We start from the raw sequence: 25526 nt of genomic DNA, 5'->3' as shown, positions 1-25526 counted from the left end.
CCGCGCCGCAATTTTTTCGTCAGATTTAGCCCAAATCTTTGCCTCCCCGGAAACGTTTTTTATTGTCATCCTGATGAAAACAGTCGATCCCCGTACAGGTCCGCTTCAGGAGAATAATAGAATGGAACTGATTAATAATTACTCGCCATCGCCCGCCAGTGTTATATTAAAATATAACATCAGGAGGTGCTTTATGTTTAACACGCGTCTTAAAAAGGTTGGCGGATCGGTCATGCTGGCGGTTCCTCCCGCCGTTCTGAAAACCCTGGCATTGTCGACAAACAGCGAAGTCGGTATGACTATCGATAATGGTTATCTGATCGTTAAGCCCCAGAATCGTCCGCGATATTCACTCGAGGAACTGCTGGCGCAATGTGATCCACACGCTGAAATGAGCACAGAGGATCGGGAATGGATTGAGGCGCCTGCAGCAGGTAAGGAGAACCTGTAAATGGAAAGAGGAGAAATCTGGCTGGTGACACTCGACCCCACCGCAGGTCATGAACAAAGTGGGAAGCGTCCGGTACTGATCGTTTCTCCGGCCTCGTTTAACGCGTTCACCCGATTACCGATTGTGGTTCCGGTTACCAGTGGCGGAAACTTTGCCCGCGCAGCGGGTTTTACGGTTTCACTGGAGGGGGCAGGATGCAGGACAAAGGGCGTCATTCGCTGCGATCAGCCGGGGACGCTCGATATGGAAGCCCGCGAAGGCAGGCGGCTTGAGCAATTACCTGACGCTATCGTGAATGAAGTGCTGGCACGGCTGGACGCCATTCTGAACTGAACACTGGAGTAGCTAAACACAGCCAATAAAAAACCCGCTCAGGTTTCCCTGAGCGGGCTTCTCGAATTTGGCTCCTCTGACTGGACTCGAACCAGTGACATACGGATTAACAGTCCGCCGTTCTACCGACTGAACTACAGAGGAATCGTTTGAACGGGGCGCATAGTAACGGCCACGTCGGATCATGTCAAAGCTCTTTTTCATAAATTCGTGCGACTGCTGAAATAGTCGCCACAATGGCGATTTACGTCATAGAAGAAGGGTCTGCACTACGGCTTCACGCGGCAAAAAGCGGCACGTAAATCTGAGGTGTTTATGAGGTTTTCTGACGCGGTAAAGCGCTTGTCAGAAGGCATTGTGCGTGATTTAACCGGATAGTTTTTTATGGCCGTCACAAAGTCCCGATTCTGGCTTTGTCAGCAACAAAAACGAAACGTAGATTCCATTTCAACCCTGAACTGAATATCCGGAGTTGAAATGAACAAAGTCAGAATCGGCATGATTGGCAGCGGCTATATCGGGCGCTGCCACGCCATTGCCTATGCCCAGGCCCCCACTGTATTCGCGCTGAAAGGCGAAATCGTGCGGGAGATGCTGGCCGAAGTGAATCCTGAACTGGCGGCCCGCCAGGCGGCAACCTTTGGTTTTGCGCGTTCTACCGGTGACTGGCGCGCGCTGGTCAGCGATCCGGCGATTGATGTGGTGGACATCTGCGCACCCAACTTCCTGCATAAAGAGATGGCGCTGGAGGCGATACGTCACGGCAAGCACGTCTATTCAGAAAAGCCGCTGTCGCTGAGCGTGGCGGATGCGCAGGAGATGGTGGCGGCCGCCGAAGCGGCAGGGGTGAAAACGCTGGTCGGCTTTAACTACATGAAAAACCCGACCAGCCAGCTGGCAAAAGAGATCATTGCCAGAGGCGAGATTGGTGACGTGGTGCATTTCTACGGCACCCATAACGAAGATTATCTCGCCAGACCGGAAACGCCGCTCGACTGGCACTGCCAGAAAGCGCTGGCTGGCCTGGGCGCGCTGGGCGATCTGGCGGCGCACATCGTCAATATGGCGCACTACCTGGTCGGGGATATTACCGAGGTCAGCGGCGACATGATGACGGTCATCACCTCACGGCCCGACCCGAAAGAACCTGCGCGACTGTTACCGGTAGAAAACGAAGATCAGGCCAGCGCGCTGCTGCGCTTCCGCAATGGCGCACACGGCGTGATTGAAACCTCGCGTATCGCCTGTGGCGCAAAAATGGGCCTGACCTATGTTGTCACCGGCACAAAAGGCACGCTGCGCTACACCCAGGAGCGCATGGCGGAACTGGAGCTTTATCTGCATGACGAACCTGCCGGGCGACAGGGATTTAAAACCATCCTGACCGGACCGGCCCATCCTGACTACGCGAACTTCTGCGTTTCAGCCGGACACGGCATCGGGTTTAACGATCAGAAAACGGTGGAGATCCGCGACCTGATCAACGGTATCGCGGCGGGCGATCGCATGTGGCCCGATTTTGCCGAGGGATTGCAGGTGCAGAGGGTGCTGGAAGCGATTGCCCACTCCGCAGAGCAGCGCCGCTGGGTCGAGGTGTAAGGCAGAATCTGAGAAAGAGAAGATATAGCGAGTGGCAGACTACGGAGTTGAGTGAACAGGCGCGAAGGGCGGGAGTGTCCCGCCCGTATCCAGTCAGATCAGACCGCTTTTTTCCCACCACAGTTTATCCAGCGCATAGAAGCGGTCGCGCTGGCTCTCGGGCTGGCTGAGGTCGCGCTTCCAGGGCTTCGCAAGAATGTAGTGCAGGTTCTTCACCTCATCCCCCTGCCACAGACCGCTGTGCTGGAATGGCAGCGTTTTTAACGCATTGTAGATATACGAGAGCGGTTTCCAGCGATCGGCAAAGACTTCATTCAGCAGATCCTGCTCGGAGAAGGGATAAGCGCTGAGATCGTCAATCGCCGCAATCCGTTTTTCCAGTACATCGAACATCGCACTGTCGGGCTTAAGCACCAGAAAACCGCCGTTCAGGTAGTAGTCAACGCTGTCCGGAGCCTGCTCACCGCGTGCCTGCCAGGTGTAGTGGCACTGCTCGGGCTGCCATTCTGGCGGATAAGAGGCAATCTGGTTCGGATTACAGCGGCAGGCGTGACAGGCCGCCAGCGGATTATCGCCCAGATCCAGGGTAAACAGCTCGTCCATGTTCTGCAGCACCAGCATATCGGCATCCAGAAACACCACGCGCTCATAATCGGTAAGCTGCCAGGCACGCAGCTTGGTCCAGACCTCGCCAAACTGCGCCGAGGCGTAATGCTGATCGAGATCGTCGCGCGGATAGAGTGGTTCAACCGGTTTAATCACACAGCCCTCATCCTGCAGACTCTGACAGTCAGCGTCTGAAATGGCTGGCGTGGTCATCACCACCAGTGGCCACTGGCTCTGGCTCTCCTGCAGCGAACGGTGCAGCGCTTTCACGCCCACCAGATAATCGGGTTGTGTTAACAGCGTTACCCAGGCAAACATAGCTTTCCTCAATCAGTCAAAAAGTGGCGTGATGTAGTCGTTCCCCAGTCGGCCCTGCGGGTCGAGCTGGCTGCGCAGGGCGCGGAAGGCGTCCCACTGCGGATAGATCTCACGCCAGTTGTAGCGTTCTTCGTCGTAATACTTGCCCCAGTGCGGGCGTCCGCCCTCTTCGGCGAGCAGTTTTTCCACTTCGGTCAGGAAGTGCAGCCCTTCCTGGGACAGCGAGCCATCGTCGGCGTAATAGACCACAAAGCCGAAAAAGCAGGTCGGCTGGCCAGCAGCCGGGCTAAGCCAGGCCGACGAGGCGCCGGTACAGCGCAGAATAATCGGGTAGTGCATGTGCGGACGATTCTCCGCATACCACTGCTTAATCCGGCGGATGATGGCCGGGGTTTTTGCCAGCGGCACGCCGATTTCCACATTAATCTGTGGCACCGCAATGCCGCGACAGAAGAGCTGGTAGATGTCACCGGTAACATCGGTGAAGTCGCGAAAACGGGTGACGGTACGGAATTGTTTTCCGCCTTTGCCCTGAATCTGCGTGTCGCGGTGCATATGCGCCAGCGTCTGGTCGATGGTGTCGTTGAGGCTGTCATCAACGTCACCCTCATGCTCGACCACCTGGCGACCCTGCGCTTCATAGCGCTGACGCTCTTCATCGCTCGCCTCATGGGCGTTCCAGACGTGCATCAGGTTGTCGTCAACAAACCACCAGGCCTTGCTCAGCGGATAGTCGTTGTTCCACTGCAGCAGATCCTCTTCCAGCGTATCGGCAGAGACAGCATTTTTGTGGCAGGTAAAGATCTTAAACGGCTGGGTGCGCAGGGTAACGGCAGTGACAATGCCCAGCGCCCCCAGCGAGACCTGCGCCGCCGGAAAGTCAGCGTCGCCGCGGACAAATTCCCGCACGCTGCCATCGGCCAGCACCATCCGTATGGCCAGCGCTTCATCGGCAATGGAACTCTGCTGCAAACCCTGACCGTGCGTACCGGTCGCCATCGCGCCTGCCAGCGTCTGAATCGCAATCACACCCGGCGATGACGCCAGCATCCGGTTCATGTCGGTCAGGCTGCGATAAACCTGCTCAAGCGGGGTGGCACCACCAAAGGTCACGCTCTGCTCATCACTGGCGAGCTGACCGCTCAGTGCGCTGAGATCGAGCAGTACATCGTTATCGGCGACATGCAGCATCCGGCCGGGCGACAGCTTGCTGCCGATCACCCGGATTTTGCCGTGTGATTCGCTGATCAGTTTCTGTAGTTCTGCTTCGCTGGCGGGACGCTGAACCTGATGATGAGTGCCAATTTGCGCATTCTGCGCCCAGTTCCACAGCGCATCATCATTGGGTTCAACATGGGTCTGGCGAAGCGGATAGAGGCGTGCGTCTCTGCTCACAACAGCATTCCTTATAATCGCATTTTAATGACAAGTTTAACTAAGCGTAGACTATTGCTAAGCGGAGCCGGGGCGGCGGACATTTATTTGCGGACATAGCGTAACGTTGCAGTGACAGCGAGCTGACGATTGCGGCGGATACTCTCGGCTTCGCTGTTGTCAGGACTGAACAGGGCGTTGAAGGTGTAGCGGTTTGAGACGTGATGCACGCAGATACTGCTGATCAGGCGATGGACATCGATGGTCTGCACATCACCAGTAAATACCCCCTGTTGCTGACCGCGCGCCAGGATGTCATCCAGCAGATCCAGTGCGCTGCGGTTCAGCGCTTTAATCTGCGGCGACTGGGTGATGTAGCGACCGCGCAGCAGGTTTTCACTGCAGACCAGCCGGATAAAATCGGGATGCTCGACGTGATAGTCAAAACTGGCTTCCACCAGTCGGGTCATGGCCAGTTCCGGCGCCATCGCCGCCAGATTCAGGCCGGTTTCATGCTGACGTATCTGCTGATAAACCTGCTCAAGTACGGCGATATAAAGCTGTTCTTTAGTGCCAAAGTGATAGACCACCATGCGTTTCGTGGTTTGCGCATGCTCAGCAATCTGCTCCAGCCTGGCACCCTGCATACCAAATTCAGCGAAGGTTTTCAGTGCGCCTGCAATAATGCGTTTCTTCAGCCCTTCAGGGTCATTTTTACGTTTTGTGAGTTCTGACATGGTGCTCAATAAGGTGATTCTGACCGGGGAATGTTAGCACAGTGTTGAGAGGCTGCGCGCAACCCCGGGCGCGGCAAATGCGGCAACCTGGCACACTCCGGACGATTGCAGGTATAATCCCGGGCATTATTTCACAGGTTCAGAGACGACAATGACAAAACTCACCTTGCAAGAGCAGATGCTGAAAGCGGGCTTAGTATCCAGCAAAAAAATGGACAAGGTTCAGCGGACCGCCAAGAAATCCCGGGTTCAGGCGCGCGAAGCCAGAGCAGCAGTGGAAGATAACAAAAAAGCGCAGCTTGAGCGGGATAAGCAGCTGAACGAGCAGCAGAAGCTGGCTGTGCTGTCGAAAGAGTATAAAGCGCAGGTCAAGCAGCTGATCGAAATGAACAAAATTGCCATGGAGAGGGGCAATATCAGCTTCAACTTCACCGACAATAATCTGATCAAAAAGATTATGGTGGATAAGCCGACGCAGGCTCAGCTGATCAATGGCCGTCTCGCCATTGCCCGCCTGGCGGCTGACGCGAATGGTGAAAACCAGTACGCCATCATCCCGGCCAGCGTGGCGGATAAAATTGCCCAGCGTGATGCCAGCGCCATCGTCTTAAACAGCGCATTAAGCGAAGAAGCTCAGGACGAAGATGATCCTTATGCTGATTTCAAAGTGCCAGATGATCTGATGTGGTAATGGCGCGTTGATGCAGTCAGAAGGGGCTGGCGGCAGAGAGCTGCACTGTCTCGCCGCTGACAGGATGCAAAAACGTTAATCCACTGGCGTGCAACATCAGCCTCTCTGCCTGCTCAGCACCCGGCAGTAACAACCCGCCGTAAAGATCACAGCCCAGAATCGGATGCCCCAGATGCTGACAGTGAATGCGCAGCTGGTGGGTGCGTCCGGTTTCTGGTGTCAGCTCAACCCGCGTAACCGGCAACGCCTTTCCCTCTTTTCCCTGGTAATAACTGCGTTCAGTGACCCGATAGCGTGAGCGCGCCGGCTTGCCCTGAATAGCGCATATCACCATGCGGGGAAACAGCGCCGGATCTTTGGCTATTGCGGCATCAATCACACCTTCATCATCGGCAAGGTGTCCGCACAGCAGTGCCTGATAGGTTTTGCTCACCGTGCGCTGGCTGAACTGCTGACAGAGGGCGGCATTAATCGCTTTGGTTCGTGCCACCACCATCAGCCCGGAGGTGCCAAAATCGAGCCGATGAACCAGCGTGCAGCCGGGAAAACGCGTTACCAGCCGATGATGCACGGAGTCGAGATTTTGCAGATTTTTGCCTGACAGGCTCAGCAGCCCGCTGGGTTTGTTGATCACCAGCAGATGATCGTCCTGAAACAGGAGAGTAATCTCATCAAAGCAGGGTGGGGCGATAAACGTATCGATAATGGCAGACATCGGGCAACCGGCAGCAGAATGGCAGGGGATCATAACCGATTGCCGGTTCACTGACGACGCCGGACTTCACCCTTATTCTTCCGTAACCGTTTCGCCACTTTGTGTGGGAAGCGAATGGCTGGCCTGATGCGTGCCGAATCCACCATGGGCAGCAAAAACTGAGCAAACCGTTGCGGCTAACAACGTGAGAAGAACAGAGAGTTTCATAGGTGCATCCGTCGCTGATAAGGCCAGCCAGTCTGGCAGGATGGACGGCAGAGACAAACAGAACAATCCGGAAAAAAACATTAAGTGTATTCTATCAGAAGGTTGCGAGATTCTTAGTGATTTATTCGGGCAGGTCCTGCTTTTACGACTACAGTCTCTGGTGAGGTTGTCATCAATTCGTACTAATGGAGGATTTTCTGTGTTAATTCAAATCGACGAGAAAGGCCACGTCATTATTGGCGAAGCGGCACTAAGCCTTGCCCTGGGTGAGAAAGAAATCAGTATCGCATCACTCTTTACTCAGCTGGGTTTTATGGCGAAATCTGAAAGCAACCCCGATCGGCTGACGCAAATCTCCGAAGCCAGGCGCTGGCTGAGTAGTTTTAAGTCACCGTCGGTTGCCCAACAGCAGGTGCCGTACCTGCAGACCCTTGCAGCCCTGAACGAAGAACTGAAGCAGCATTAACTGAACTGACGCCAGTGGACGTAGTCCGGCTCCGGCCGGAAAACGACGAAGCGGACGACCTCATCGGTTGCGCGAAGCGTATACCGGCCGGAGAAACTGTCATGGACGATACTTCTCCTGCCACCGCGATTTGATACCCATCTTTAAGAAGGCTTTCCTGAAGCCACAACCCTGCCGGCCCTGAAACAATAACTGACCCGGACGAATACGCTCCCGCGCCGGCTTTTTTCTGTGATTACTGTGATGCCTTGTCTGTGGCCAATTCATACTTTAGCCAGCCTCATTAAATCAGGCTGGCTGTATTAGCATGACGCTTAAGTCAAAGCGGCGCTGTGTATCAGAAGCTTTCCCAGCTGGATTCGGCTGATGCTTTAACCGGCATCGCGGGCACTAAACGCGGCGCCAGGGCATGTGCAGTCCGGCTGGGGGCACTTTGCCCGTCTGATAAGCGGAATACCGCCACCGTTTTTTCCAGCTCGTCTGCCTGCGCTTCCAGGGAACTGGCTGCGGCAGAAGACTCTTCAACCAGCGCGGCGTTCTGCTGCGTGGTGGTATCCATTTCGGACATTGCTGTCGCAATCTGGGAAATACCGCGATTCTGCTCGTCGGATGCGGCAGCAATCTCGCCCATGATGTCTTTGACCTGGCTGACCGAGCGGACGATATCATCCATCGTGCTTCCGGCGCGTTCCACAAACTCCGAACCATCATGAACCCGGTCAAGTGACTCGCGAATCAGCGTTTCAATCTCTTTGGCAGCCAGCGAACTGCGCTGGGCCAGATTTCTGACTTCACCGGCCACCACCGCAAACCCACGACCCTGTTCACCGGCGCGAGCCGCTTCAACCGCGGCATTTAATGCCAGTATATTGGTCTGGAAGGAGATGCTGTTGATGACGTGAATGATTTCACCAATTTTGCCTGAACTCTGGCTGATGTTATTCATGGTGACGATAACATCACGGATAATCTCGCCACCGCGTCCGGCATTCACCGACGCATCTGTCGCCAGCTGGCTCGCATGGTGAGCATTTTCCGCATTCTGTTTCACCGTGGATGAGAGCTCTTCCATACTGGCCGCCGTCTGAACCACTGCCGCAGACTGTTGTTCGGTGCGGGATGACAGATCGGTATTACCTGCTGCAATCTCTGCCGAGGCACGCGCTACGCTGCTGACGCCATCGCGCACATTGGTAATGATGTTCTGCAGGCTGAGGTTCATCGCATCGACGGCCTGCATCAGTTGGCCCAGCTCATCACCCCGGGTGGTGTTCAGTGAGGTCGTTAAATCACCGCTGGCAATACGCTGCGCTGCATTCAGGGTCTCTTTCAATGGCAGCGTAATGTTGCGTGTAATCCGCCAGGCAATCAGCAGGCTCAGGACGACACAAATCAGCGCAGCAAAGGCGATGCGCCACTCTGCCTGTTTGATAAATTCAGCAGACAGCCGGGACTGGAAGGCAAAAGTATCAGAAACTGCCGCATTGAGCCGCTCTGCAGCTGTGGTCAGGTCCGCAGATTCGCTTTTTTCTTTCTCTGAAGCATCAACATAACGCGTCAATGCCTGACGTTGCTGCGTAAGGATAGTGATGACATTTTGCGTGACGGCATTGATCGCTGGCTGATTAAAACTGTCCAGTTGTTCACTCAGCGTATTGATGGCGGTGTACTCCTCAATAACCGCATCTCTGCTGGCCGCTGTTGGCTTATCAAGAAACGCTTTTTCGATATTCGCGGCATCAAACAGCGCGGCGGCCAGTTTCATGACCGGCAGCGCGGCGTCGGGTGCCATAGCCATATCGAGTAATTCAGACTGATGAGCAAGACCGATTAGCATGTCCGGTTTAATGGCAGCAAAGGCGACAGATGTCACCTCCGCAGATGCCACGAACTTCTGGCGCTGATTTTGATAATCATTAAGTAACTGGCCCATCAGCGTAATTTTTTGCTGACCTTCATCATCCCACTTAAATCCACTCAGTCGTTGATAAAGGGTATCCAGCTCCTTAAGAGCCTGAACGTTCTTCGCGGCAAATTCAGGATTTTTGGTGTACTGGTAAAGCGTGCGATTAAGACGTGCCTTGCTTAACGTATTCACCATTTCCACGGTTGTTGTGCGGCGTGCAGAGTTGTCTTTAATACTGCGGAAACAGTCAAAAGCGATAAAGGTTATGGCGAGAGACGCCGCGATGACGACGATAAAACCGACGCCAAGTTTTTTCCCGATTTTGATACTGGAGATGCGTTGAGCAAGGCCCATGAGGTTCACCTTTATTGAGGTTCAAAGCAGACGAAAGAAATTCACATAATTCAATCCTGATCTTTTTATCGTCAGCTTCTGATAATCCTTTAAAGGTATTTATCATTTATTCAGTAATCTTATTAATTAGAGCTCCATTGTTTTACGATGTAATTATTTTCATGCTAATTGATGGGTTTTTGTTTAAGTTAATGATTAATATAATTAATTGAGGTTGATAGTTTTCATTCAAGGGTGTTTGCACTAACTCAATCATTATTTATTGATCTTGATCAATTAAATGACTGTTGAAAATTCGCCTGAAAAGATTTCAGCGATTTTAAAAATAAACTTATCAATAAAATGACATTTTAGAGGTTGTTCTGCCGTTAGCGAACCGCTGCGGAAACTACTATTATTTCGCCAGCGCCCGGAGACCTCTGCCCCCTGTTCTTGCCCTGCAACATCTCATTTCCTGATCAAAAAGCGGAGAAACCTCTTCATTGCCATATTCCGGCTAAATAATCCCGGTTTTAGCATTTGTGATCGCCGTCGGTCTTCACTGAGAATGACAACAGAACGTGACGAGGATGATAAAAGCACTGAAGCCCGCAGCTTCGCTGGCTTCCGGTGCGGACAACAGATCGCGATAACTTTTCCCTCTGGGGGGAACATTTTAATTATCAGGAGAAAGGTTCCAGTGAAATATATAAAAGGAATGCCCCTTTTTGCCCTCGCGCTCAGTGCGCACGCCAGTTTTGCAGCCGAACCGTCAGTGCCTGCTGAAAGCAGCTTACATGTCAAAGCCGATCCGGCGCTGAAAAGCCTGATACCCGCGGATATCCTTAAGCGTGGCTATATTGTGGCGGGTACTAACCCGAATACGCCGCCCACCACCTTCTATAAAGAAGACAACAAAACGCTGGCGGGTCGTGAAATCGACATCATGAATGCGGTCGGTGAGCGTCTGGGCATCACCGTTCAGTGGCGCGACACCGGCGGCTTCGACAATATTATTCCTGGCCTCAAGACCGGACGTTACGACGTGGCGCTGTCAAACATCAATGCCACGCCGACCCGCCTGAAACAGATCGACTTTGTCGGTTACTACAATGCCAGCCTGCTGGGCATTATTTCCCGCAAAGACGCTGATATCGCTCCCTTTAAATCACTCAGCGATGTGTGTGGCAAAGAGGTGGGCGCTGGCTCCGGTACGACTCAGGTGACGCGGCTGGAAGAGGCCAGCAAAGCCTGTGAAGCCGCCGGTAAACAACCGATCAAGGTAGCGATATTCCCGGATCGTCCGGCGGGCGTGCAGGCTGTAGTCAGCGGTCGCGTTCCCTTGTTCCTCGGTCCTTATGAAGGACTGCTGTGGCAGACCAAAGTGATCAAACCGCTGACCATGAGCGGTGAAATCACCGTGAATGATGCACCGGTCTCGGTCGCGTTCCCGAAAGACTCGCCGCTGGAGCCAGCCGTACAGGCGGCACTGAATTCGTTAATCAAAGATGGCAGCTACCGGAAAATCCTCGATAACTGGGGAATCGGTTTTGGTGCCGTGACCGAAGCCCGACGCAACGAAGAGATCTTTAAATGAGAGAAACTCCGGACCACACCGACGACCTGAAAATCGTCGGTAAACGCTACTATGGTCGCTGGCTGAGTGCGCTGGTGGTGCTGTTATGCGTGGTGGCGATGGCGCATTCGATGATTAACAATCCGCGCTTTGAATGGCAGGTGATTGCAGAGAACTTCACTGCGCCCTCTATTCTGCAGGGTGTGTTAATGACGCTGCAGCTCACGGCCATCTCGGTGGTGCTGGGATTCGCTTTTGGCACGGTGCTGGCGCTGATGCGCCTCTCTTCTAACCCGGTGCTGGTGGCGGTGAGCTGGGCTTACACCTGGTTTTTCCGCGGTGTGCCGATGCTGGTGCAGCTGTTTCTCTGGTACAACATCGCCGCGCTCTATCCCCGCATCGCGCTGTCGATCCCAGGATTAGGCGAACTCTGGAGCGCGCAGTCTAATGCGCTGGTGAGTCCATTTAGTGCGGCGGTGATCGCGTTGGTGATGCATCAGTCCGCCTACGCCGCAGAAATTGTGCGCGCCGGTATCCAGAGCGTGGGTAATGGACAGATAGAAGCGGCTCGCGCCCTGGGATATCGCCCGGCGCAGATTTTCCGTCACACCGTCTTACCGCAGGCGATGCGCGCCATTATGCCGCCAGCGGGTAATGAGATTATTGGTCAGCTTAAAACCACCGCAGTGGTGTCGGTGATCTCTCTGCAGGATGTGCTGTTTTCGGCACAGATTATTTATCAGCGCACCTATGAAGTAATCCCGCTGCTGCTGGTCGCAACCTTGTGGTATCTGCTGATGACCTCCGTGCTCTCTGTCGGCCAGTACTATGTCGAGCGCTACTTTGGTCGCGGTGTGGCGCGGCGAGAAAAGCGCAGCCTGCTGTCATCGTTACCGCGCTTTTCGCTGCCGAAAACGCAAAGGAGCGTGAGCAATGGCTGAAGCAATCGCGCTACGCAAAGTCACCAAGCGCTTCTCCGGCGTCACCATTCTCGACGAGGTTAATCTCGATATTCCTGCCGGATCGGTGACCGTAATTCTGGGGCCATCGGGTTCCGGTAAATCCACGCTGCTGCGCTGTATTAATCATCTTGAAAAACTGGATGGCGGCACGATCCGCATCGGCGGCCAGATGGTGGGATACCGGCAAAAAGGCCAGGCGCTGCACGAACTCAGCAGCAGTGCCATTGCCCGCCAGCGGGCGGAAATTGGCATGGTGTTTCAGCAGTTCAACCTGTTTCCGCACCGCACCGTGCTGCAGAACATTACGGATGCACCGATGCGGGTAAAAAAGCAGAGCCGTCATCAGGCCACGACCAAAGCGCTGGCGCTGCTGAAGCAGGTGGGGCTGTCTGGCCGCGAAGATGAGTGGCCGCAGAACCTCTCTGGTGGTCAGCAGCAGCGTGTGGCCATTGCCCGCGCGCTGGCGATGGATCCCGGCGTCATGCTGTTTGATGAACCGACCTCGGCACTTGACCCGGAGCTGGTAGGGGAAGTGCTGCAGGTGATTAAGCAACTGGCGCACTCCGGTATCACCATGGTGGTGGTCACGCATGAGATTGGCTTTGCCCGCGAGGTTGCCGACAACATCGTATTTATGGAGAGCGGCAGAATTGTCGCAGCGGGTCCGACGCAGCAGGTCCTCGACGATCCGGACAACGGACGTGTCAGAAACTTTATTGCAACGGTGCTTTGAGCACCGTTTCTTTTTTGGTAATCAGGAATCAGCATGACCCAGAAACCGGTAATGCACAGCGCCCACTGGGGCGCTTTTCACGTCCAGCACAGGGACGATCAACTGCTGATTGAGCCGTTCCACCGCGATCCCGATCCCAGCCCGCTATTGCAAAACTTCCGTCATGCACTCAATCATCCGGCGCGTGTCGCGCAGCCGATGATACGGCGTGGCTGGCTGGAAAACGGGCCAGGCCCGGATCAGCGTCGTGGTGCCGATGAGTATGTCGCGGTTAGCTGGGAAGAGGCCAGTCAGCGGGTGGCGCAGGAACTTAAACGGGTTGGTGAAGCATACGGCCCGGAAGGCATCTTTGGTGGATCGTATGGCTGGTCAAGCGCAGGCCGTTTTCATCATGCGCAAAGCCAGGTGCACCGATTTCTGAACACCACGCTGGGCGGTTATGTCCGTTCGGTCAACAGCTACAGTTCTGGCGCGGCATCTGTCCTGCTGCCACACATTGTCGGTGACATGAACGAGATCGCCCGACGTGGCGTGAGCTGGGAAGAGATCGCCGCGCACAGCGAGGTGGTGCTGGCGTTTGGCGGCCTGGCGCTGAAAAATGCACAGGTGGCCAGCGGCGGCCTGAGCGAACACACCGAGCGGAATTTTATGCAGCGAGCGGCACAGCGCGGTACCCGGTTTATCTCAGTGAGCCCGCTGAAAAGCGATCTGCCTGAAGAGGCGCAGGGCGAGTGGCTGGCGCTGCGGCCCGGCACGGATGCGGCGTTTATGCTGGGTCTGCTGGCGGTGCTGATTGCGGAAGCGTTAACCGACGAGGCGTTTCTGGCGCGCTACTGTGTCGGCTGGCCGCAGATGGTCGCTTACATTCGCGGTGAAGAGGATGGCGTAGTCCGTGACGCGCACTGGGCGGCTGAAATCTGCGGCGTCAGCAGCGATCTGATCGGTCAGTTTGCACGGCAGTTGCACGGTAAGCGCGTACTGGTGACCGTGGCTCATGCTTTGCAGCGTGCCGAGCATGGCGAACAGCCAGTGTGGCTCGGCCTGGTGATGGCGGCGGCGCTCGGACAGCCAGGGCTGCCCGGCGGTGGATATACGTATGCACTGGGCGCGCTGGGCCATTATGGCAAGCATCATAATCTGGTCAGCTTTCCGGCCCTGCCGCAGGGTAAAAATGGCATTGACCGCTTTATTCCGGTGGCGCGTATCGCCGACATGCTGCTCAATCCCGGCACAAAGTTTGACTATAATGGCCGCCAGCTGACCTATCCCCATATTCGTCTGGCTTACTGGGCGGGAGGCAATCCGTTTCACCATCATCAGGATCTGGCGCGGCTGCGTCAGGCTTTCTGCCAGCTGGATACGCTGATCGTGCATGAAAGCGCCTGGACCGCCACGACGCGTCATGCGGATATTGTCCTGCCTGCCACCATGACGCTGGAACGTGAGGATATCGGCGGTGCGCCGACCGATCGCCATTTAATCGCCATGCAGCCGGTGGCTGCGCCTTACGCCGAAGCCCGGGATGATTATACGATTTTTCATGACCTGGCCCGGCGGCTGGGCAGGGAAGTGGCATTCAGCGAAGGTCGTGATGCGCGTGGCTGGTTGCAGCATCTTTACGGCCAGCTGCAGGAAAAACTGGCCGCTCATCAGGTGCAGACACCCGATTTCAGTCAGTTCTGGCAGGAGGGCGTGCTGGAGCTGCCGCAGTTAAAGGATGGTGGGCGGATGATCAATGCGTTTCGCGCCGACCCCGACGCCGCGCCACTGCCGACGCCAGGCGGAAAAATTGAGATTTTCTCCGCTACTATCGCCAGCTTTGGCTATGAAAATTGTCCCGGCCATCCGGTATGGCGTGAACCGCAGCAAAAACCCAGCGCTGACTATCCGTTCTGGCTGATTGCCAATCAGCCCGCGACGCGTCTGCACAGCCAGCTCGATTTTGGTGATTACAGCCAGCGCAGCAAGCGGGACGGACGCGAAGTCTGTAGCCTGAACCGGGACGATGCGGCAGCACAGGCGATCGCGGATGGCGACATCGTCGAACTCTATAACGCGCGCGGCCATGTGCTCGCCAGCGCGCGTCTCACTGACACCATCATGCCTGGCGTGGTTCAGCTGCCAACCGGTGCCTGGTACGATCCGGTCGAGCCTGCTGCCGCCCGTCCGTTATGCCGCCACGGTAATCCCAATGTGCTGACCATGGATATCGGCACGTCGTCGCTGACGCAGGGCTGCAGCGGCCAGATTACGGTAGTGCAGGTGCGGAAATTTGCCGGTGAGGTTACGCCGGTTCAGGCCTTCGTTCCGCCGCGCTAAGCCACTATCGGGTCAGCGCCCCGGTCAGCCTCTGCAACTCTGCCGTGGAATGCAGCGCAGTGGCAGCAAGCAGTTCTGGTGACGCATCACCCAGCGCCCGTTGAAGTTTGCTGCTCACAATTACCCCCTCCGCCAGCGAGTGCTGGCGCGTACGGCGCTGATGCAGCGTTGTGCCATCCGCGAGCGTCAGCGTAACGACGTGAAAGCGCAGCGCGGGATTGATCGCATCGGGCGGCGCACTCTCATCCGGTGTCCGTCGCACACGGGCGGCCAGCGGCATAACCTGATGATTGAGATCGCCTTCCGCAAAGTCCTGCAGGCGCAAATCGCCATAAATCAGCATGGCGGCAATCACATACTCCAGGCTGAAGCGCGCTTCAATACCGTTAACCGGCACCCGTATCGAGGCAGCGATGTCACCGCCAGGCGGGAAGGCGACGGTGATATCAACAATCTGGCTCAGCAGCGCATCAAGCGGTTTACCCGCAGCCAGCCACTGCTGGCGCAGGATGCGAGCCGCTTCTGCCGCACTATGCGTACCGGCGCAGGTCGGGAAGGGTTTGAATTCCAGTCCCGGCGTGCTGATCCGCCACGGGCTGCCCCAGTTTTCCAGCACTTTCTCCGGCTGAGCCTGGTCCGCGCTGCTGGCGGCAACAAAGGCCTCAATGACCCCCTGCTGGCGGCCATCGATTCCGGCCAGGGTCAGCTGAGCCGCGGTTACGGCCCGTTCGGCGGCAAAGCCCGCGTGCAGCGGTTTCACCGCCGAACCAAACTGAGCGCGTAAACCGCTGGCCTGGGTCGCCGCAATACCCAGCAGGGTGGCCGTGGCATCACTCTTCATCCCCAGCAGACGCGCCAGCGCCCCTGCCGCCGCAAGGGTCCCCAGCGTCGCCGTGTTGTGATAGCCCAGAGCGTAATGTTGCTGGCTGACCGCCAGCCCCAGACGACCGGCCATCTCTACCCCCGTGACGTAAGCATCCAGAAATTGCTCCAGGCTTCTGGGCTGAACCCGTTGCCAGGCGAAAAGTGCAGGCAGGATCACGACGCTGGGATGACCGCGAAAATCGGCATGAAAGTCATCGTAGTCCAGCGCATGTCCTGCATAGCCCAGCAGCAGCGCCTGTGAACGCACGCTGCCATCGCTGTAGAGGGTGCGCAGAGCCGGTAAGCCGCTATCCGGTACCGTGCCCTGCAGCACCGGCCAGCTCACCGCCAGAAAATCCCGGATGCCTTCGCGCGCATGCTCACGTGCCGGGGCATCCGGCTGGCTGTACAGGATCGCATCAGCCAGCGCGGCAGTCAGGCTCATTATGGCTGCTCCGGAGAAAGAAGTGCCGCCCGTGCCAGGCCGGCCAGATAGTGCGCCGTTGGCAGCAGCACCTCATCATTGATGCGAAAAGCAGGGTGGTGCAGCGCATAGGGTTCACCGGTGCCCACCATCATAAAGGCACCGGGCAACTGTTGCTGATAGAAGGCAAAATCTTCACCAATCGGACTCGCCTCGACCACGCGTGCTTCCAGTCCGCTGTTCTCAGCCTGCTGCAAAGCAAAGTCCGCCCAGTGCGCATTATTTACTACCGATGGCGGCCCGGCGTGCCAGGTAAAGCTCACCTGCGCATCAAAGGCTGACGCGATGCCCGCCACAATTGCCCGGAAGCGCTGCTCAAGACGCTGGCGGGTGGATGATGAAAACGAGCGCACCGTGCCCTCCAGCCAGGCGCTGTCCGGAATGACGTTCCAGGTGCTGCCGCTGTGGATCTGGGTGACAGAGACCACCGCGTTATCGGCAGAAGGGGCATTGCGGCTGATCAGCGTCTGCGCCGCCGAGACAATCTGTGCCGCGATGACAATCGGATCGTTGCCCTGATCGGGTTTGGCGGCATGGCTGCCGATACCGGTAATCGCAATTTCAAAACGGTCGACGGCGGCAGTCAGCGGCCCGGCTCTGGAACCGATGACGCCAGCAGGCAGTGAAGGATCGTTGTGGATACCGAAAATCGCCAGCGCGTCAGTTAATGCGCCGCTGGCAATCACCTCCGGCGCGCCCTGGCCGGTCTCTTCTGCGGCCTGAAACAGAATCCGTACCCGGCCTGGCAGGTTCGCTTCCTGCTGCTTTAACAGGATCGCCGCGCCCATTGCCGCTGCGCTGTGAAAATCATGACCGCAGGCGTGCATCACGCCCGGACGCTGCGAGCGAAAGCTGACGCCAGACTGCTCTTCAATCGGCAGCGCGTCGATATCGGCCCGCAGTACAATCAGCGGCCCCGCTGACGCCCCAATCTCCGCCACCAGGCCGGTTTTCAGCGGCAGATCGAGAATGCGTATCTGATGCTGTTCCAGCTGATCGCGCAGTCGGCGCGTAGTCTCAAACTCCTGATTCGACAGCTCCGGGAACTGATGCAGTTCGTGACGGAAGGCGATCAGCGGTTCGCCTAATGTCGAGGGGATAGTGATGCTCATTGTGGGTTTCCTTGTGCTGCTGTCTGGCGGCTCAGCCAGGCATCGTGTGCCACCGGGTCCAGTACTTTCTTCATATAGAGGGTGATATGACCCTTGCCGAGGTCGCGGGTATGCATTGGCTGGAAGCCGCGCTTCAGGTACATCGCCTGCAGCCAGGGGTGACGGGTGGCCGTTCCCAGCGAGACCGCAGGAGCACGCAGCTGACCGATCAGAATCGCCTGTTCGACCCTTTCCAGCACCTGACGACCAAACTGCTGGCCGGGATAGTCAGGGTGCGCGCCGAACCAGCCAATATGCGGCAGACCAAACGGGCCGGGCAGCGGCCCCCAGGGATAGCGGACGGTCACTGACGAGACCATCTTCTCGTCAGCATAGAGCGCATACACCCCGTGGCTCTGCAGATGGCGCAGAGCCATAGCGCGGTCTGCGGTAGCGGCATCAAACTTAATGCCCAGCGCTTTCACCGGCGCATAGGCCGCATGCATCAGCGCCAGATAAACATCTGTTTCATCTTCTCTGACCTGACGAAAATCGAGTTGCATATTCTTTCCCGGAACACTGCCTGATAAGCAGTTAATTAATTCAGCCAGAGGGGCAGGTTAACAGTAAAAAGCCGGGTCGCTATATGTGAAAAATAACTATCCTCATGCAGATTTGTGAATAAAGAATGGCCGGTTTTCAATTGCTTAAATTGCTGGTTGTCGTAGTATTTAAAAAAGAAATAACGCTGCTCTTTCGTTAATAAATAAGTGTAATTAAAGCCTTTTTGGCCTAATTCTTATAATCAGGATGCCGCTGTGTTAGCGATTACTTCTCCGCGAGCCTATGCACATGAGGCGGGCCTGCGTGCACGCGTCGGTGAGTTTATTAAACCCTACGCCAGCCATATCCGGATATTGACCTCGCCGCACGCGTGGCAGGCGGTTAATCCGGAATTAAGCCAGAGTCTTGAGGCATCGGGCATTCACTGGCAGCTGGATTATTTAGCGGGTGAATGTACTGAAGAGGCGATTGCCCGCGTAAAACAGCAAACCGAACAGCAGGGCGCAGAGTTACTGCTGGCAATTGGCGGTGGACGGGTGCTGGATGCCGCCAAAGCCGCCGCCAGCCAGTTACCGGCACTTACGCTGATTAACTTTGCTACTCAGGCAGCGACCTGTGCCGCCTGGTCACCGATTGCCATCATCTATAACGAAGCGGGCGGGCATCTGCGCAGCCAGCCTCTGGGCAAAATGCCGGAACTGTTGCTGGTAGACAGTGAGGTCATTGCCCGAAGCGACGTGCGCTTTCTGAAAGCGGGTATTGTGGATGCGCTGGCAAAATATTACGAATTCCGCCCTTACCAGCGGCATAACCCCAACGATCTGGCGCTGGATTTAAAGGTGATGACCGCACGGCAGGCGGCAGATGTGTTTCTGCAATATGGTGAGGCCGCGCTAGCCGCCTGCCAGCAGCAGCGGGTCACACCCGAACTGGTCAAAGTCATCGATGCCAGTATCGTGCTGGCAGGGCTGGCGAACAGCGTGCGCGACGCGCTGCCGACGCCGGGGCTGGCGCATGCCATCCATAATCGTCTGACCCACCAGCCGGAACTCCATCACTGGCTTCATGGCGAAAAAGTGGGCTTCAGCCTGCTGGTGCAGTCGCTGATTGAGCATGACGGGGAACCGGATGCAGAACTGCTGGCGCTGCTGCGCTATTACGGCATGCCATTAAAGCTTCCCGCGTTGCCGGGTGATCGTGATACCGCGCTGCGTCACATCGCACAGCAGATTACATTTCCCAAAGCCTGTGCAGATCGCCTGCCATTTAACGTCTCTGCCAGCGCGCTGGAACAGGCCCTGCTGGCGACCGACACCCTTTTCTAAGCGCGCTGCGGCGCGCTTTTTCATCTTTCAGACCAGGAATCGTTTATGAACTCTGCAACTTCACCACGTCGCCTGCGGCTCGGCCTGTTTGTTCAACCTGTGGGTCAGCACGTCAGTGGCTGGCGTCTGACCGAACAACTGGGCGATCCCACCGATATTGACTGGCTGATCGCCCTGGCAAAAAAAGCCGAAGCGGGTAAGTTCGACCTCTTTTTTGTGGGTGATGCCCTGGCAACCAGCATGTACCGTCTGCCGTCCACCATGGCCCGTCTTGAACCTCTGACGATGCTGGCGGCGCTGGCAGTCAATACCCGGCGCATTGGCCTGGCCGCGACGGCCTCCACCACCTTCAGCGATCCCTTTACGCTGGCGCGCAGCTTCTCATCACTGGATCACATCAGCCGGGGCCGTGCCGCGTGGAATGTGGTGACCTCGTTTTCCGCAGACGTTGCAAGAAACTTCAGCCGCAGTGATATGCCCGATCATGCTTCACGCTACGCCCGAGCGCGTGAGTTCCTCGAGGTGGCCTGTAAACTGTGGGCGGGGTGGGAAGAGGGCGCCGTGCAGCCGGATAAAGCGACCGGAAACTATTTTGTTGATGAGAAAATCCAGCCGATTAATCATCAGGGCGAACATTTTCAGGTGCAGGGTCCACTGAATATCACCCGCTCGCCGCAGGGCCGTCCGGTGATTATCGAAGCGGGTTCTTCGGCGGATGGTCAGAAGCTGGCGGCGGAGACGGCGGAAGTGATCTTTACCGCCTCTGCCAGTCTGGAGGAGGCGCAATCTTTCTATCGCGCGCAGAAGGCGCAGGTGGTGGCCGCCGGGCGCAACCCGGATCAGGTGGTGATCATGCCTGGCGTCATGCCGATTATCGGCCGCACGCGCGAAGACGCTAAGGCGCTGTGGAAAGAGCTGAATACGCTGGTGGATATTGAGAATGGGCTGCGTCAGCTCTCACTGCGGTTCAGCATGGATCTCAGTCAGTATCCGCTGGATGGCCCGGTGCCGGAGGTGCCGCTGGGCGAAGGGAACCAGAGCCGCGTTAAGCTGATGACCGATATGGCAAAACGCGAAAACCTGACGCTGCGCGAACTGGCCGCCGTCGCCGCCGGTTCACGCGGGCACCGCGTGATTGTCGGTACGGCTGAAGATATCGCCGATGATTTCCAGCTGTGGCTGGAGCAGGGCGGTGCGGATGGCTTCAACATCATGCCCGCCATCATGCCGGAACAGCTCGATCTGTTTGTGGAACTGGTGATCCCGGAACTGCGCCGTCGCGGGCTGTTTCGTGAGGAGTATGAGTTTGCCACGCTGCGTGAAAATCTGGGGCTGGACGTGATCTAAGAGCCTGGTTCACTCTCATCGCGTGGAATGTTGTCGCCTGTACCGCACGGAGTCTGCCAGAAGATGGCGTGCGGTTAGTTTAACCAGCACGAAATCTTTATCGTGCCTCACGCTTTACTAAAACCATTTTGCAAATCACTGCCTGCCCGATATAACAGACATTCACTCTACTGACCGCGAGCTCACTGAATGTCAGACTACAGATTCTATTCCAGAGGCAAACACACCGTTGCATTGAAAAGATCAGACGTAAACCGGGCTTCAGATCTAACAGAGCAGGGGTATAAAAAAGAGTTTGAGGAAGTGCGTGCATCAGGTGAAACAGAGGCGCTGGCACGCTTCGCGGATATCCGCAGGAACCAGCGTATCGACCAGCACAACTTTCTGGCGGGCGCAGCGACCATGCCGCTGATTGGTGTGTTAACCGCGGTGGTTGCTTTTGTTTTCTGGCGTAATAAATCGATAAAATAAGCCAGCTACAATTCAGACATATTCACGTATGACTCTTTTCATTAACCCTTTTAAAAGGATAGTCAGCTGCACAGGAGTCACCGCCCTCGTTGCTGAAAAACAAAAAAGCCCGTGATATTCATCGCGGGCTTTTTGATATCTCTGGCAGGCCATTCAGAACTGATACGAAACGCTGACGTTCACATTACGTGGCTCACCGTATACGTAACTGTTCATATAGCTGTAATACTCGCGGTCGAAGAGGTTATCGACGTTGGCCTGCACCGCGACCTGTTTATTCACCTGATAGCGGGCAAACAACGACGCCAGGGGATAACTGCCCTGATAAACCCGTACGCTGTCGCCGCTGGCATTAGTGACATCTTTAAATACCCGGTTCTGCCAGTTGATGCCGCCGCCGACAGTCAGGTCGGGGATTGCGGCCAGTTGATAACGGGTAAAAAGCTTAAATGAGGTTTGTGGCTGATAGCTGTTAAAGCGGCCACTCTGGTCACGTGCCACATACCGGGTTGCGCCAAAGGTAAGTTGCAGATTATCAGTCAGCGCACCATTCAGTTCGAACTCAGCACCTTTACTCACAGCACCTTTGGCTGCAACATAGGCCTGCTCACTGCCGCTCAGGTAGACACCATCAAGCGCCTGACCGACGTTATCCTGCTCAATGCGGAAAATCGCCACGCTGGCCGTCAGCAGTCCGTCGTTCCAGGCCGATTTCAGACCGGTTTCGTAGTTTTTTCCGGTGACAGGCGAGAGATAACTGCCATGAGTATCACGATAGGTCTGCGGCAGGAAAATGGCGGTGTAACTGCCATAGGCGGACCAGGTGTCATCGATGTCATAGACCAGCCCGGCGTAAGGCGTGGTGTTGTTTTTGGTCATCTCTCCGCTGCTGCCGTTCGTGCTCCACTGGGTATAGCGTGCGCCAACGATCAGTGACAGCGGATCGGCCAGCGAAAGACGTGCAGCACTGTACACCGATTTCTGACGAACCGTGTCATCATCGTTGAGATACCAGCCCTGCCACTCAGGCTCCGCGACGTTACCGCTCCAGTGATTATTGAAAATACCCATATCAGCAGTGGCGATCTCACGAGCCTCTGCATCGCTGAAACCATCCTGACTGTAAGCGGCATTATGCTGCCGACTGTAGTTCGCACCCGCCATTAACAGGTGCTGACGGCCCAGTAAGTCAAACGGGCCGCTGGCGAAACCATCAATGGAATCCATTTTACGCTTGCCGCGATCCATGCTGCCGTAGCCGGTGGTGCCTTCACCGCTCTCTTGGTCGGGATTGCCCATCACATAGAGAAGCTTATCGCTGAAGGTGTTTTCGGCGTGCGTGCCGTTGACATGAATATTCCAGCCGTTGTCAAAGTTATGCTCGATGTCCGCAAAGACTTTGCGCGAGTTAGTGTTGTAACGTGTCCAGTTGGCTGACGAATTCAGGCTGCGATCGTAATGTGTGGTGGCGTTGTTGCTGTAAAACATCGGCAGGCCACCCCAGGTCGGATTGCCGGTATTGTTATCTTCATAGTCGTAACCCAGTGACAGCGTGGTCTTCTCAGAGAGATCGGCATCCATCACACCGTAGATAAACTTTTGGGTTTTCTGATAGCGGTCCAGCCAGCTCTGCTGATCGGTATAGCCGGTTACCACGCGGCCACGCAGGCTGCCGTCGCCGTTCAGCGGAGAGGAGAGATCCGCCACATACCGCTGTTTATTCCAGCTGCCATAGCTGGCGCTCAGCGTACCGGTGGCGGTTTTGCTGTCGGCATGTTTACGCACCATGTTGATAGAGGCTGACGGGCTGCCCGCGCCGGTCATCAGCCCGGTTGCCCCACGCACGATCTCAATGCGGTCATAGATGGCAGTGTCAGACGCCGCATCGCCGTAATTCCAGTTATCGTTGACTGACGTCGGAATGCCATCGAAGGTGAAGTTACTGACCTTAAAGCCGCGTGAATAGTACTCGGAGCGTTCACTGTCGATCAGATTGGTGGAGATACCGGTGGCATTGGTCAGCACATCGCTAACGGATTGCAGATCCTGATCCTGCATCCGCTGCTGCGTCACCACGCTAAGGGATTGCGGCACATCGCGTGGTGTCAGCATTAGTTTAGTGCCCGCGCGGGTGGTCTGGACTGCGTAATTCTGCTTATCACTTTCACTGTTATCGGCGGGGGCCGCGCTGACTACCATATCCTGCGATGTTTCCGCAGCCGCCAGAGCGGAGTTGAGAAGGGCATGCACCGTCAGTGCCAGTAATGAAACGCTGAAAACGTTTTTGAAATCTGATTCCCTGCCACTACGAGCCATAAATTTTCCATTAAATGTTGGTATTGCGTTAAGTCATTACGCTTTGATCGTTATATTTCTCAGCCCATCACAGAAAGAGAGAAGCTGAATTAGTTGTGAGAATGCCAATGATAATCATTTGCTTTATAAATTCCCTGTGAGATTCAATTGAAGATGTAACATTATATTAATTTCAAATAAATCAGATAAATAAGCGCGATAAAAGCCTCATACTTGCTGGCGTTTACATTATTCTGGTGCTGAAAAAGGGCGAATTGACCCTAATAAAAAGCGGAAGTTGAAGGTTTATGTCGTGAGAACGCACTGGAGCGCTACAGGAATCTGAGCCGTAGTTTGCTTAGCGACTGTTAATGAGTATGATTCGCATTCCTTATTCTGGCCGATCAGAATGGCCCGGCACCCTTTATTCCCTGATGGAGTTCTGCATGAAATCGTTAAGCCCGCGCAAAGCCGCTGTTGCCATGGCTGCCGCCGCTGCCATTAGCCTGACAGCATGTCAGGCACCTGCTAAAAAAGTTGATGCGCCTGCTGCAGAAGCCTCTAAACCAGTCGACAGCGCGGTAACTCAGCGCGCCCTGGGGGATGGTCTGTATGAAATGGCTTATTCTCCTGCAGCAAAAGCGTTATTTGTTGCCAGTGCGCAGGCGTTTAAGGATGTGAACGGCGGCATGATCTACCGTCTTGATCCCGCCACACTAACTACTCAGGGTGAAACACATACCGACATGAAAAATTTCGGCACCGCTATCGATGAAGCGGGTGAGGTCTTCTACACCACCAACTCGCTGGATGGCGCAATCTCCAGAGTGGATGCGAAGAGTGGCAAAGTGCTGCAGCGTCTGGTCTTCCCGGGCAAAATCAGTAAAGAGGGCTATCCGGCAGGTGCACGTGAAGTGTTATGGCATGGCAACGAACTCTATGTGGGCCGCGTGGCTGAACCAGGCTATATCTCGGTAGTCGACACCAAAACCTTTACGCTTAAAACCGAAATTAAGAATGCCGGTAAATGGGTGACGGGTATCATCTACTCACCGCTGACTGATCGCATCTATGCTGCTAATGGCTCGGGTGAAATTCTGGTGATTAATCCGCGCAGCCATAAAATCGAGAAGCGCTGGACGCCAGGCGATGGCAAAGCATATCTGTTCCTGAACATGGCAGAAGATCCTGAAACCGGTCGCCTGTTCGTGACCGACGATTCCAAAGGCAAAGCCACGCTGATCTTTGATGAGCGCACCGGCAAGGTAATCAAACGCATTGAAGGTGATGCGATGGGCATTAAGTTCAACGCTAAGCGCAATGAGCTTTACATCAGCCAGCGCGAATCGAAGAGAGTACTGCAACTGGATGCCACCACCTATGCGGTGAAAAACAGCTGGTCGTTCGAAAAAAATCCCAACAGCCTGCTGATAGGTCCGGATAACAATACCCTGTTTGTCACCCTTAAAGCGGAATTTAACAAAGATTCCTCCACTAAAGGCACTGACGAGATTGCTCGTATCGTGTTGCCATAAGCACGCGCCAGGCGTTACCTCTTAGCGTTTAGCCGCTAACCTTCTTAAAGCCCACTCAGTGAAGCCTGAGTGGGCTTTCGTCTGACCGCCATGAGATCACCACAACCCGCAGCAAATCAGATACAGCTCGCGAATGTGTGCAGATCTTGTGCGGTTTTCACTGACATAACTGAATACTTCTCTCGCATTTCATTTAAGACCCATGATTTTGACATGCCGCGACA

The 25526-nt window shown here is 55.5% G+C and carries 23 protein-coding genes and 1 tRNA gene; 13 read left to right on the top strand and 11 right to left on the bottom strand.

Features of this window, described 5'->3' with window-relative positions:
- The first annotated feature begins 193 nt into the window (after positions 1 to 193).
- Together AC6I8J_RS11900 and AC6I8J_RS11895 are read left to right on the top strand one after the other, a co-directional pair.
- A complete protein-coding gene (locus AC6I8J_RS11900) occupies positions 194 to 451 on the top strand; it encodes an AbrB/MazE/SpoVT family DNA-binding domain-containing protein (protein ID WP_497825396.1) in 258 nt (85 codons plus the stop codon).
- Entirely contained in the window at positions 452 to 784 is a 333-nt protein-coding gene (locus tag AC6I8J_RS11895; RefSeq protein WP_497825395.1) for a type II toxin-antitoxin system PemK/MazF family toxin, read from the top strand.
- 68 nt (positions 785 to 852) lie between these two features.
- Here the strand turns inward: AC6I8J_RS11895 and AC6I8J_RS11890 are convergent.
- Positions 853 to 928: transfer RNA gene (locus AC6I8J_RS11890), tRNA-Asn, on the bottom strand.
- A 333-nt stretch (positions 929 to 1261) separates the two neighbouring features.
- On the opposite strand from AC6I8J_RS11890, the gene AC6I8J_RS11885 reads away from it, so the two are divergent.
- On the top strand, positions 1262 to 2383 hold the full coding sequence (locus AC6I8J_RS11885; protein ID WP_497825394.1) for a Gfo/Idh/MocA family protein: 1122 nt from the start codon (positions 1262 to 1264) through the stop codon (positions 2381 to 2383).
- A 93-nt stretch (positions 2384 to 2476) separates the two neighbouring features.
- Here the strand turns inward: AC6I8J_RS11885 and AC6I8J_RS11880 are convergent, their stop codons facing one another.
- The 3 genes from AC6I8J_RS11880 to AC6I8J_RS11870 form a co-directional block, all read right to left on the bottom strand.
- On the bottom strand, positions 2477 to 3307 hold the full coding sequence (locus tag AC6I8J_RS11880) for a glycosyltransferase family 8 protein (RefSeq protein WP_285088338.1): 831 nt from the start codon (positions 3305 to 3307) through the stop codon (positions 2477 to 2479).
- Between the two features lie 12 nt (positions 3308 to 3319).
- On the bottom strand, positions 3320 to 4702 hold the full coding sequence (locus AC6I8J_RS11875) for a D-arabinono-1,4-lactone oxidase (RefSeq protein ID WP_161736848.1): 1383 nt from the start codon (positions 4700 to 4702) through the stop codon (positions 3320 to 3322).
- Between the two features lie 83 nt (positions 4703 to 4785).
- Positions 4786 to 5418 carry a TetR/AcrR family transcriptional regulator gene (locus tag AC6I8J_RS11870; protein WP_161736849.1) on the bottom strand — a complete coding sequence of 211 codons (633 nt, stop codon included), beginning with the start codon at positions 5416 to 5418 and terminating at the stop codon, positions 4786 to 4788.
- 151 nt (positions 5419 to 5569) lie between these two features.
- Here AC6I8J_RS11870 and AC6I8J_RS11865 point away from each other — a divergent pair, with 151 nt between their 5' ends.
- Positions 5570 to 6109, top strand: a complete 540-nt coding sequence (locus AC6I8J_RS11865) for a DUF2058 domain-containing protein (protein WP_497825393.1) — start codon at positions 5570 to 5572, stop codon at positions 6107 to 6109.
- Positions 6110 to 6125: 16 nt separating this feature from the next.
- On the opposite strand, the gene AC6I8J_RS11860 is transcribed toward AC6I8J_RS11865, so the two are convergent.
- Both AC6I8J_RS11860 and AC6I8J_RS11855 read right to left on the bottom strand, forming a co-directional pair.
- Positions 6126 to 6824 carry an RluA family pseudouridine synthase gene (locus tag AC6I8J_RS11860; RefSeq protein ID WP_497825392.1) on the bottom strand — a complete coding sequence of 233 codons (699 nt, stop codon included), beginning with the start codon at positions 6822 to 6824 and terminating at the stop codon, positions 6126 to 6128.
- A 72-nt stretch (positions 6825 to 6896) separates the two neighbouring features.
- Complete coding sequence (locus tag AC6I8J_RS11855; RefSeq protein WP_285088341.1) at positions 6897 to 7031, bottom strand: hypothetical protein; 135 nt, start codon at positions 7029 to 7031, stop codon at positions 6897 to 6899.
- Positions 7032 to 7230: 199 nt separating this feature from the next.
- Here AC6I8J_RS11855 and AC6I8J_RS11850 point away from each other — a divergent pair, with 199 nt between their 5' ends.
- Entirely contained in the window at positions 7231 to 7497 is a 267-nt protein-coding gene (locus AC6I8J_RS11850; RefSeq protein WP_161736853.1) for a hypothetical protein, read from the top strand.
- Positions 7498 to 7834: 337 nt separating this feature from the next.
- Here AC6I8J_RS11850 and AC6I8J_RS11845 read toward each other — a convergent pair whose 3' ends face one another.
- Positions 7835 to 9757 carry a methyl-accepting chemotaxis protein gene (locus AC6I8J_RS11845; RefSeq protein ID WP_253419184.1) on the bottom strand — a complete coding sequence of 641 codons (1923 nt, stop codon included), beginning with the start codon at positions 9755 to 9757 and terminating at the stop codon, positions 7835 to 7837.
- Positions 9758 to 10436: 679 nt separating this feature from the next.
- Here AC6I8J_RS11845 and AC6I8J_RS11840 point away from each other — a divergent pair.
- The 4 genes from AC6I8J_RS11840 to AC6I8J_RS11825 are packed head-to-tail and all read left to right on the top strand — an operon-like array spanning position 10437 to position 15326.
- Positions 10437 to 11333 (top strand): ABC transporter substrate-binding protein, encoded by an 897-nt coding sequence (locus tag AC6I8J_RS11840; protein WP_285088343.1) that lies wholly within the window; start codon positions 10437 to 10439, stop codon positions 11331 to 11333.
- Positions 11330 to 12253 carry an amino acid ABC transporter permease gene (locus AC6I8J_RS11835; protein ID WP_253419181.1) on the top strand — a complete coding sequence of 308 codons (924 nt, stop codon included), beginning with the start codon at positions 11330 to 11332 and terminating at the stop codon, positions 12251 to 12253. The genes AC6I8J_RS11840 and AC6I8J_RS11835 overlap by 4 nt, the downstream gene beginning before the upstream one ends.
- Positions 12246 to 13007, top strand: coding sequence for an amino acid ABC transporter ATP-binding protein (locus tag AC6I8J_RS11830; RefSeq protein ID WP_013358395.1), 762 nt, complete (start codon positions 12246 to 12248; stop codon positions 13005 to 13007). Before AC6I8J_RS11835 ends, AC6I8J_RS11830 begins: the two co-directional genes overlap by 8 nt.
- Before the next feature lie 33 nt (positions 13008 to 13040).
- Entirely contained in the window at positions 13041 to 15326 is a 2286-nt protein-coding gene (locus AC6I8J_RS11825) for a molybdopterin-dependent oxidoreductase (protein WP_497825391.1), read from the top strand.
- Positions 15327 to 15330: 4 nt separating this feature from the next.
- Here AC6I8J_RS11825 and AC6I8J_RS11820 read toward each other — a convergent pair whose 3' ends face one another.
- The 3 genes from AC6I8J_RS11820 to AC6I8J_RS11810 are packed head-to-tail and all read right to left on the bottom strand — an operon-like array spanning position 15331 to position 18328.
- Positions 15331 to 16635, bottom strand: coding sequence for an MmgE/PrpD family protein (locus AC6I8J_RS11820; protein ID WP_497825390.1), 1305 nt, complete (start codon positions 16633 to 16635; stop codon positions 15331 to 15333).
- On the bottom strand, positions 16635 to 17786 hold the full coding sequence (locus tag AC6I8J_RS11815) for an amidohydrolase (protein ID WP_497825389.1): 1152 nt from the start codon (positions 17784 to 17786) through the stop codon (positions 16635 to 16637). The genes AC6I8J_RS11820 and AC6I8J_RS11815 overlap by 1 nt, the downstream gene beginning before the upstream one ends.
- On the bottom strand, positions 17783 to 18328 hold the full coding sequence (locus AC6I8J_RS11810) for a GNAT family N-acetyltransferase (protein ID WP_161736729.1): 546 nt from the start codon (positions 18326 to 18328) through the stop codon (positions 17783 to 17785). The genes AC6I8J_RS11815 and AC6I8J_RS11810 overlap by 4 nt, the downstream gene beginning before the upstream one ends.
- A 255-nt stretch (positions 18329 to 18583) precedes the next feature.
- Here AC6I8J_RS11810 and AC6I8J_RS11805 point away from each other — a divergent pair, with 255 nt between their 5' ends.
- From AC6I8J_RS11805 to AC6I8J_RS11795, 3 genes are all read left to right on the top strand, one after another.
- Positions 18584 to 19654 carry an iron-containing alcohol dehydrogenase family protein gene (locus AC6I8J_RS11805; RefSeq protein ID WP_497825388.1) on the top strand — a complete coding sequence of 357 codons (1071 nt, stop codon included), beginning with the start codon at positions 18584 to 18586 and terminating at the stop codon, positions 19652 to 19654.
- A 45-nt stretch (positions 19655 to 19699) separates the two neighbouring features.
- Positions 19700 to 21001, top strand: coding sequence for an LLM class flavin-dependent oxidoreductase (locus AC6I8J_RS11800; RefSeq protein WP_253419160.1), 1302 nt, complete (start codon positions 19700 to 19702; stop codon positions 20999 to 21001).
- Between the two features lie 189 nt (positions 21002 to 21190).
- The gene (locus AC6I8J_RS11795) at positions 21191 to 21472 is read left to right on the top strand and encodes a hypothetical protein (protein WP_285088349.1); all 282 of its coding nucleotides are present in this window, start codon (positions 21191 to 21193) and stop codon (positions 21470 to 21472) included.
- A gap of 153 nt (positions 21473 to 21625) precedes the next feature.
- Here AC6I8J_RS11795 and fhuE read toward each other — a convergent pair whose 3' ends face one another.
- The gene (gene fhuE, locus AC6I8J_RS11790) at positions 21626 to 23788 is read right to left on the bottom strand and encodes a ferric-rhodotorulic acid/ferric-coprogen receptor FhuE (protein ID WP_497825387.1); all 2163 of its coding nucleotides are present in this window, start codon (positions 23786 to 23788) and stop codon (positions 21626 to 21628) included.
- Between the two features lie 425 nt (positions 23789 to 24213).
- Between fhuE and AC6I8J_RS11785 the strand changes: the two genes are divergently transcribed.
- Complete coding sequence (locus AC6I8J_RS11785; RefSeq protein ID WP_161736888.1) at positions 24214 to 25302, top strand: YncE family protein; 1089 nt, start codon at positions 24214 to 24216, stop codon at positions 25300 to 25302.
- Positions 25303 to 25526: the final 224 nt, after the last annotated feature.

The sequence above is a fragment of the Pantoea sp. X-Soil-ISGK-355 genome, from assembly GCF_059730805.1.
This window is presented reverse-complemented; position numbering and strand designations above follow the sequence as displayed.

What these genes read in the sequence shown, in the direction of transcription:
- AC6I8J_RS11900 (WP_497825396.1), top strand. Translation starts at nt 194, where the DNA reads ATGTTTAACACGCGTCTTAAAAAGGTTGGCGGATCGGTCATGCTGGCG.
- AC6I8J_RS11895 (WP_497825395.1), top strand. Translation starts at nt 452, where the DNA reads ATGGAAAGAGGAGAAATCTGGCTGGTGACACTCGACCCCACCGCAGGT.
- AC6I8J_RS11885 (WP_497825394.1), top strand. Translation starts at nt 1,262, where the DNA reads ATGAACAAAGTCAGAATCGGCATGATTGGCAGCGGCTATATCGGGCGC.
- AC6I8J_RS11880 (WP_285088338.1), bottom strand. Translation starts at nt 3,307, where the DNA reads ATGTTTGCCTGGGTAACGCTGTTAACACAACCCGATTATCTGGTGGGC.
- AC6I8J_RS11870 (WP_161736849.1), bottom strand. Translation starts at nt 5,418, where the DNA reads ATGTCAGAACTCACAAAACGTAAAAATGACCCTGAAGGGCTGAAGAAA.
- AC6I8J_RS11865 (WP_497825393.1), top strand. Translation starts at nt 5,570, where the DNA reads ATGACAAAACTCACCTTGCAAGAGCAGATGCTGAAAGCGGGCTTAGTA.
- AC6I8J_RS11860 (WP_497825392.1), bottom strand. Translation starts at nt 6,824, where the DNA reads ATGTCTGCCATTATCGATACGTTTATCGCCCCACCCTGCTTTGATGAG.
- AC6I8J_RS11855 (WP_285088341.1), bottom strand. Translation starts at nt 7,031, where the DNA reads ATGAAACTCTCTGTTCTTCTCACGTTGTTAGCCGCAACGGTTTGCTCA.
- AC6I8J_RS11845 (WP_253419184.1), bottom strand. Translation starts at nt 9,757, where the DNA reads ATGGGCCTTGCTCAACGCATCTCCAGTATCAAAATCGGGAAAAAACTT.
- AC6I8J_RS11835 (WP_253419181.1), top strand. Translation starts at nt 11,330, where the DNA reads ATGAGAGAAACTCCGGACCACACCGACGACCTGAAAATCGTCGGTAAA.
- AC6I8J_RS11830 (WP_013358395.1), top strand. Translation starts at nt 12,246, where the DNA reads ATGGCTGAAGCAATCGCGCTACGCAAAGTCACCAAGCGCTTCTCCGGC.
- AC6I8J_RS11825 (WP_497825391.1), top strand. Translation starts at nt 13,041, where the DNA reads ATGACCCAGAAACCGGTAATGCACAGCGCCCACTGGGGCGCTTTTCAC.
- AC6I8J_RS11820 (WP_497825390.1), bottom strand. Translation starts at nt 16,635, where the DNA reads ATGAGCCTGACTGCCGCGCTGGCTGATGCGATCCTGTACAGCCAGCCG.
- AC6I8J_RS11815 (WP_497825389.1), bottom strand. Translation starts at nt 17,786, where the DNA reads ATGAGCATCACTATCCCCTCGACATTAGGCGAACCGCTGATCGCCTTC.
- AC6I8J_RS11810 (WP_161736729.1), bottom strand. Translation starts at nt 18,328, where the DNA reads ATGCAACTCGATTTTCGTCAGGTCAGAGAAGATGAAACAGATGTTTAT.
- AC6I8J_RS11800 (WP_253419160.1), top strand. Translation starts at nt 19,700, where the DNA reads ATGAACTCTGCAACTTCACCACGTCGCCTGCGGCTCGGCCTGTTTGTT.
- AC6I8J_RS11795 (WP_285088349.1), top strand. Translation starts at nt 21,191, where the DNA reads ATGTCAGACTACAGATTCTATTCCAGAGGCAAACACACCGTTGCATTG.
- fhuE (WP_497825387.1), bottom strand. Translation starts at nt 23,788, where the DNA reads ATGGCTCGTAGTGGCAGGGAATCAGATTTCAAAAACGTTTTCAGCGTT.
- AC6I8J_RS11785 (WP_161736888.1), top strand. Translation starts at nt 24,214, where the DNA reads ATGAAATCGTTAAGCCCGCGCAAAGCCGCTGTTGCCATGGCTGCCGCC.